Below are 7,973 nucleotides of genomic sequence, written 5' to 3'. Positions count from 1 at the left end.
ACGAATCGCGGAGCGATTCGTCCACGCCGTCATCGTTACACTTTCACTACCGGCATGGACTTGCTATCCCCGCGGTTACAGTTGGTAGTACGATGCTCGCCACGTCTCCCGCGGTGTTCAAGCGCGACAAGAAGCGTACGCCTTCGGTTGTGGCCGAGTGTCCACTATGTAGGAGTGGCACACGCCAAACCACCTGTGAAGGGAACTCGCCTGTGGAGTCTGGAACCCCTGTGCCCACGTCGAGGATAAATGCCGACACAGAAACAGGAAGCCCTGTCCTCGACGAGCGAGGGGCGGGTAACCCCGAGTGCGGTAGGTCAGGGTAGTTCAGTTGGTGAAACGTTAGTCGTTGTAGATCAAGACCGTCGCCAGATCACTCTCGACGACGTCGACCTCTTCACCGGATTCGGCGCGGTGTTCCTCGTGAACCTCGACGGCATCGCCCGGGACCACGGCGACTTCCTCCCCGAGGTCCAGCTCAATCTCGCCGTCGAGTTGTTTCTGTTGTTTCACCTCGTCGGGGTCGGCGGCCTCCAGCGCACCGACGACTTGGCCGGTCCGGTTGCCGAACTCGGGACCGATGACGCTGTGGTCGGGGTCGACCTCGACGGGGACGAGTTCGACGGCAGGCACGCCTTTCCGGACGTGGACCGGGGCGCTGATGGCCTCGCTCAGGTCGTAGGTATCGACGGCCCGCTCGGGGGTCTCCTCGGGGTAGACCTCGATCTTGTCGAGTTCGGCGTTCAGCGCGATGCCGGCGTCGGACTTCCAGCCGCGGACCGTTGCGGCGACCTCCGCGATGAGTTCGCCGGCGACTTCGGCGTCCTCGTCGTGCATGTCGATGTCCGGCCAGTCGGCGGCGTGGACGCTGTCTTCGGTGTGGGGCAGGCTGTCGTACGCCTCTTCGGTCAGGAACGGGGCGAACGGCGAGAGCATGCGCAGGGACGCAGAGAGCGCGGTCGCGAGCGCCTGCTTCGCTGCGTTTGCCTCGCCGGGGCGTCCTTCGTAGAGGCGACCCTTGATGAGTTCGAGGTAGTCGTCGGCCAGGTCGTGCCAGACGAACTCCCGGAGCTCCCGCAGGGCGGCGTCGAAACGATAGTCGTCCATGTGGTCGGCGACCGAGTCGGCGACCTCCGACGTCCGGGAGAGAATCCACGCATCTGCGTCACGGTAGGCCGGGTCCGGCCGGTCGAGGTGTTCCGTGTCGAGGTGACCCGAGGCGAACTTCGTGATGTTCCAGATCTTGGTGCCGAACTTCGAGGCTGACTTGACCTCTTTCCACTGGAACTGGATGTCAGAGCCGGGCTGGCCGCCGAGTGCCATCGCCTGCCGGAAGGCGTCGGCCGAGTACTCCTCGACGGCTTCCTCTGGCTGGACGAAGTTGCCACGGGACTTGGACATCTTGTTGCCGTCCTCGCCGAAGACCATACCGTTGATGAGGGCGTCCTCCCACGGAATATCGTCCGCGATGGTGCCGGTCCGGAGGAGGGTGTAGAACGCCCACGTCCGGATGATGTCGTGGCCCTGCTCACGCAGGGTCGCCGGCTCGAACTCCTCGTCGGGCCAACCGCGCACGTACAGCGGCGTGATCGAGGAGTCCATCCACGTGTCCATCACGTCGGTCTCGCCGCGCCACTCGTCGTTTCCACACTCGGGACAGGAATCGAGGGCGGGCCCCTCGTCGGTAGGGTCGACCGGCACCTCCTCGGGACCGGCAACGTGGATGTGGTCGCAGTCCTCTGTCCGACAGAACCAGGCCGGAATGGGTGTGGCGAACACGCGCTGGCGGGAGATGACCCAGTCCCACTCCATGCCGGTGGTCCAGTCCTCCAGCCGGTCGTACATGTGCTCGGGGATCCAGTCGACCTGCTGGGCACGGTCGAGGATTGCGTCCTGGTCGACCTCGACGAACCACTGCTCTTTCGAGAGGATCTCGATCGGCGTGTCACACCGCCAACACTGCCCGACGGCCTGTTCGGTCGATTCGGTGTCGTTGAGATACCCGCCGCCGTCGAGGTCGTCTGCGATTTCGCCTTTTGCCTCGTCGATGGTGAGGCCGGCGTACTCGTCTGCGTCGTCGTTCAGGTGGCCGTCTTCGGTGAACACCGTCCGCAGGTCGAGGTCGTGTTCCATCCACCACTCGACATCCTGTTTGTCCCCGAAGGTACAGATCATCACCGCGCCGGTTCCGAAGTCGGGGTCGGACTCCTCGTCGGCGATGAGTTCGACCTCGTGACCGAACAGGGGGACCTCGAAACGGTCCCCGATGCGGTCCTCGTAGCGCTCGTCGTCTGGGTGGACGGCTATCGAGACACACGCGGCCAGCAGTTCGGGGCGCGTGGTCGCGATTTCGATGTTCTGCGGCTCCGCCGCAGAGCCGGCGGAGCTTCGCTCCTCGCCGTCTTCGGTGTCCTCGCCGGCCCCCTCGAAGGTGACGTAGTAGAGGGTGCCGTCGACGCCGTCCTCGGTCTCGACCTCGGCGTCGGCGATGGCGGTCTCACACCGGGGGCACCAGTTGACGGGGTGTTCGTCCCGGTAGACGAGGTCGTCGTCAGCCATCTCGACGAACGAGCGTTGTGTCGTGCCCCAGTACTCCGGGTCCATCGTCCGGAACTCGTGGGTCCAGTCCTGGGAGAAGCCCAGCGTGTGCATCGTCTCTTTCATCGCACCGATCTGGTCTTCGGTGTGCTCGATACACATCTGCCGGAACTCGTCGCGAGGCACGTCCGTCCGGTGAATTCCCTGGTTCTCCTCGACTTTCACTTCGGTCGGGAGGCCGTGACAGTCCCAGCCCTGTGGAAAGAGGACGTCGTCGCCCACGAGACGGTGATAGCGGGCGGCGAAATCCATGTAACACCAGCCCAGCGCGTTCCCGATGTGGAGGTTGCCGGTCGGGTACGGCGGGGGGGTGTCGACGACGTAGTCGGTATCCGAATCGCCGTCGTACTCGTAGACGTCCATCTCCTGCCACGCCTCACGCCATCTTGGCTCCACCTGGTCCGGATCGTAGTTGTCGGGTAACTCGCTCATATGTTAGAATGCGCTGATGGGTCGGTGTTCTCGTCCAGAATACGTGTGACTGCCTGCTAACGTACTACCGACGACATCAGTCCCATACTGTTCGGTTGGCCCCATCGACTGTATAACTTTTCGCTTCAGTACCACCGGCGGGCCAGTTCTCGGTACCTCCGGAGTGGTAACCCCCGGGCGGTCCGACCGTACGACCGGGCAACTTACAACTCGTTTCCCGATGTAATTCGACCGCAGTTTATTATTTTCTATATAAAATATTGGTTCAACAACACCATCATTTTATATGTACGGCAGAAGTCGTATCTCCACGGTTGTGGAATACAGATGACATTCACATTCACCGGCTCGGTCTGTGGCAGAATCGCAGCGGGCATCCAGGACCCGCTCACGGGCGGGACGCTCCGGCTCTACTGGCCGGACGATGGCGGCCAGGGGGTCGAACGCGCGGACGGAGGGGAGTTGACCGGTCGTCGGGACATCAGCCAGCAGCGGGGGTCGTTCCAGGTACTCGAACCCGAGACGGTCGAGGCCAAATCGGAGCGGTTGCTGGAGGAAGTCGAGATTGAGGCGGATGGCGAGTTCACCGTCGAACTCGGCGAACGGGAGCGTGGTGGTGACGCGGGGAGCGACGCGGACTACCAGGGCGGCCCGTTTCAGGCGGACGTCCGGCTCGACCAGCTCCCGGACAAACAGCCCCGCAATAGCGCCGACCCGATTCAGTTTACCATCGCGACCATCATGCCGGACTGGCAGGAAGACGAGACGGGAATGGCCGCGACCTGGCATCACTGTCTGACCGCCAAGCAGTGGTGTGGGATCCAGGCGATGTTCGGCTGGTGGACGGTCCACGGACAGGTGACGGACACCTTCGGCCAGCAGGTCGGTAACGCCACAGTCACGGCCTTCGACGCCGACATCGTGGAAGACGACAGGATCGGCTCGGACACAACCGACGCGACGGGTCGGTACCGAATCGACTACCGGAAACCGGACTTCGAGAAGACACCCACACCCTGGCCGCCGATCGAACTCGAACACGGCCCGGACCTGTACTTCGCAGTGGAGCGGGGGGGCGACGTCGAACTCGACGAGACGCGGTCGGACGGCCGACAGCCAGACCGCGAGGACGCAGGCCACTGCGAACGCATCGATCTGACGATTCCGGCGTTCGACTTCGATACGCCGACGTTGTGGACGGGAATCGGGACCGACTTCACTGTCCCATCGGGCCCTTCGGACCTCAACGACATAGACGCAGAAGGCTACATGGGGGCAGGAAAGTACGCGCTCACCGGGAATCCGAACATGACTGGCAACATCAGTGAAGACGAGTTCATGGACCGGTCGGACCCCAGCAACACCGACAGCATCGAGTACCGGTTCGCCGTCTTCGATACGACCGGTCGGAGCCTTCTGAACAACACGACCCCACCGTCGGACCTGAAAGACGCCGACAACGGTCAGATCGTGAACGGTCGGCTGTTCTCCAGTACCGACATCGGGACGATTCAGTACTTCCCGAGCGGCGGTGAAATCTCCTTCGACGTCACACTCAAGGAAAAACACGTCGGGAGCGACGGCTGGATCGACGTCCGCGCAGTCGTCGACGACGCGTTCACGGAACCGGACACCGGCCCGGCGACCGACCTCAAGAGTGCGCTCGAGAACCACGGCCCCGTTCACTGGGACGACGCGGACCCACTGATCGGTATCAACACGAACGCCGTGACCAGCGAATCGACGCCGTCCTCGAACCCCGGCGATATCGACGACGCCCTCCGGGACGAGACGACTCGGACGGAGAAGATGGCCGTCCGGTTCGAGATCCGCCAGCCCGGATCGACGAGCGCCGACCGCGGCAAGACGGTCACCTCGATCGTGGTGAACAACACCGGCATCTTCCGGGAACTGGAGGTGTTCAACAGCGACGGAAACCCGGTCACCTGTCAGGGCCAGAGCGGTGACATGACCCTGAAATTCAACGTGTACCACCCCCACCTCCGGGACGCCAACCTCAGCATCAAGGCCAACGACGAGAGCGCAGACAACATCGCGCCGCCGGACGCGGCGAACCCGCCGAACGAGGTTATCCCCGGGGACAACACGGACCCGACCACCGAGTCGGCCAGTGGATCGTTCGACATCACGAAGAAACTCGACCACACCTGCGCCTACTCGGTGACACTCTGGACCCAGCGCCGACTCCACACCGGCGACGGCGCGGTCAGCGGCGACGGCACCGTCGAAGAGACGTTCTACTACGACGACTCCGGGTCCTGACCGGACGGCGTCTGGAAACCGGAATTTCCTTTTTTCTGCTCCGCCAGCGGCAGGTATGGAACTCGGCGTTATTGGACTCGGGCGGATGGGCCGGATCGTCGTCGACCGCGTGCTGGACGCAGGCCACGACGTGACTGCCTTCGACGTGGACGAGGAAGCCGTCGGGGATGCGGCCGACGCGGGCGCGACTCCCGCGGACTCGATTCCGGACCTCGCGGTGCAACTCGGCGCGGACAAGCGGGTCTGGGTGATGGTCCCCGCAGGCGACCCAGTCGACGCCGCGCTGGACGAACTCGCACCGCATCTCGACGGTGACGACGTGGTCGTCGACGGCGGGAACTCGAAGTTCACGGACTCGGTGCGTCGCGCAGAGACCACCGACGTGGCCTACCTCGACTGCGGGACTTCGGGCGGCCCTGCGGGCGCGGCGCTGGGCTTCTCGCTGATGGTCGGCGGCCCGGAGTGGGCATACGAAGAACTCGTGCCCGTCTTCGACGCCGTGGCGACGGGTCCGGACGGTCACGACCGCATGGGACCGGCAGGTTCGGGCCACTACGTGAAGATGATCCACAACGGGGTGGAGTACGCCCTGATGCAGGCCTACGGCGAGGGGTTCGAGCTACTGGCCAACGGACGGTACGACCTCGACCTCGAAGCCGTCGCGCGCACGTGGAACAACGGTGCAGTAATCCGCTCGTGGTTGCTGGAACTCTGCGAGGAGGCGTTCCGCGAGGAGGGAAGCGACCTCGGGACGGTCGCGGACCACGTCGCAGGCGGTTCGACTGGGACGTGGACGGTGCAGGAGGCGCTCGAACAGGAGGTGTCGGTGCCGTTGATATATCAGGCGCTCGCAGAGCGGTTCGACTCGCGCGCGACCGACGCGGAGCCAGGGCGGTTCTCGCGGCGGCTGGCCAACCGGTTGCGGTACGGCTTCGGGCGACACGAGGTCGCGCGACACGATGAGTAGGCCACGGAGGGCCGTGCGGGCGGTCGTGACGGCTCGAAGTTCGTCAGTTAGATAAGCCCGTACTTCGTAACCGGCGATATGGTAAGTGCAGGTATCCTGCTCGGGGCGCTTCTGACGCTCGCCGCGGTCGCCCTTCACTACTCGAAGGGTACCGGCTGGGAGGCCAACGAGGACATCTCCCAGGAGGTGCTGGAAAAGCGGGCCGAGTCGGTTCCGGAGACGGAGTTCCCGGAGCCGATGAACCGATCGATCGGCGGCGGTGGCGTCGCGGCTGGCGCGGTCGCCGGTGGTTCGGAGGGTGAACTCGCAGGAGGCGGCGAGGCCGAGGAAGAGGTGGGCTTCGACCCGGACGCTATCACCGAAGACGAGGTCGAAACCTACGAAATCGAGTTCGCCAAGGAAGGCGAGACCATCGAGGTTGCGAACAACGAGAACATCCTCGACATCGGTGAAGACGAGGGCTGGGACATGCCATACGCCTGCCGAGAGGGGTCGTGTCTCTCCTGTGCTGGCCACATCGAGGAGGGGCCGGCCGACGAGTACATCGAACACAGCAACAACGACACGCTCAATCAAGAGGAGATGGACAACGGGTACTGTCTGACCTGTACGGCATACCCGACCGACTCGTTCACCCTCGAAACCGGCGAGCAGCCCTGACATTCTGCGGTTCATAACCGTTATGCCGGCGCCTCCTGTATTACCGTTCGAGGGCGGCTAGTTCAGCGGACAGAACGCCTGGTTCCGGACCAGATGGCCGGGGGTTCAAATCCCTCGCCGCCCGCTCATTCTGTCGCTCGCAGTCCGCGAACGACGAATTCGCTCCGCGAGGATTTGAACGATGGAACGAGCGAGCGTTAGCGAGCGACGTTCAGGTGGTTCAACTCCCTCGCCGCCCGTTGTTGTCGTGAACGACCCGTGAGCGCCAGCAACCGGTGCGTGGGATTCAAACTGCGTGACGGGGTTCACACAGTTCCACTGCGCGAAACCCCTCCGAGACGAGTCGGCGCCCCAGGGCGTTGCCGTTGACCGTGTCCTCGCGGCGAGAGACCAGCCCGTAGCACTCACCGAACGGACGGAAGTGGGTGCGGCCGGACACCCACAGCCGAAGAAACCGACAAAGGAAGCGGGTGGTCAGCCGGGGCTTGGGACTTCGCGTCGAGGGGAGATCATAAGGTCAGTTAATTCCTTTCGGAGTCAATCTATGAGGACGTTCGTTCCGGGGGCGGTGCCGGTCCAGCGACGGCGACAACCCTGCCCGCTATGGCTCGCGGTCGATAATGACACGTATCACCGCCCCGTACAACACGTTTATCTGGCATCCCTGGAACCGGAAACTGACCGATGGAAGCCAGCCGCTGTCGTCGGTTGCCTTCGTCTTGAACAGGCCGTCCAACCGCTCGATGTCGACGAAATGCTGGAGCGGAGGTTCGTCGGAGACTTCCGGCCAGGCTTCCGCCGCGTCGATAACGGCAGCGTGGACGGCGTCTCCGACGCTGACGGGGCGGTCGTACTCCCTGACGAGGTCGGTTGCGGTCTCCCAGCCCGACGCGTTGTGTGTGGCTCCGGTGCCCGGTTCGTTCGGCGACTTTCTGACGCCCGAGTCGTCGGTTCGATACATATAGGCGATATGACCTGCGCGCGTAGGTCGGCACTGCCTCCACTCATCGGTGTGTCCCCTCGAGTGCCGATA

The 7,973-nt window shown here is 63.8% G+C and carries 5 protein-coding genes and 1 tRNA gene; 4 read left to right on the top strand and 2 right to left on the bottom strand.

Translation table 11 applies throughout. The features are described 5' to 3' along the window. Positions 1–342 precede the first annotated feature (342 nt). Entirely contained in the window at positions 343–3,030 is a 2,688-nt protein-coding gene (locus Q0964_RS15590; RefSeq protein WP_299269342.1) for a valine--tRNA ligase, read from the bottom strand. 327 nt (positions 3,031–3,357) lie between these two features. On the opposite strand from Q0964_RS15590, the gene Q0964_RS15585 reads away from it, so the two are divergent. The 4 genes from Q0964_RS15585 to Q0964_RS15570 all read left to right on the top strand — a co-directional run bounded on the left by Q0964_RS15585 (position 3,358) and on the right by Q0964_RS15570 (position 7,064). Next, on the top strand, positions 3,358–5,313 hold the full coding sequence (locus tag Q0964_RS15585; protein ID WP_299269340.1) for a carboxypeptidase-like regulatory domain-containing protein: 1,956 nt from the start codon (positions 3,358–3,360) through the stop codon (positions 5,311–5,313). 55 nt (positions 5,314–5,368) lie between these two features. Then, entirely contained in the window at positions 5,369–6,280 is a 912-nt protein-coding gene (gnd, locus tag Q0964_RS15580) for a phosphogluconate dehydrogenase (NAD(+)-dependent, decarboxylating) (protein WP_299269338.1), read from the top strand. A 78-nt stretch (positions 6,281–6,358) separates the two neighbouring features. After that, positions 6,359–6,940, top strand: coding sequence for a 2Fe-2S iron-sulfur cluster-binding protein (locus Q0964_RS15575; protein WP_299269336.1), 582 nt, complete (start codon positions 6,359–6,361; stop codon positions 6,938–6,940). Positions 6,941–6,991: 51 nt separating this feature from the next. After that, positions 6,992–7,064, top strand: a tRNA-Arg gene (locus Q0964_RS15570). A 477-nt stretch (positions 7,065–7,541) separates the two neighbouring features. Here the strand turns inward: Q0964_RS15570 and Q0964_RS15565 are convergent. Continuing rightward, the gene (locus Q0964_RS15565; protein ID WP_299269334.1) at positions 7,542–7,901 is read right to left on the bottom strand and encodes a HalOD1 output domain-containing protein; all 360 of its coding nucleotides are present in this window, start codon (positions 7,899–7,901) and stop codon (positions 7,542–7,544) included. Between the last annotated feature and the right edge of the window lie 72 nt (positions 7,902–7,973).

Source organism: Halorientalis sp. (assembly GCF_028275115.1).
Classification (GTDB): Archaea; Halobacteriota; Halobacteria; order Halobacteriales; family Haloarculaceae; genus Halorientalis.
This window is presented reverse-complemented; position numbering and strand designations above follow the sequence as displayed.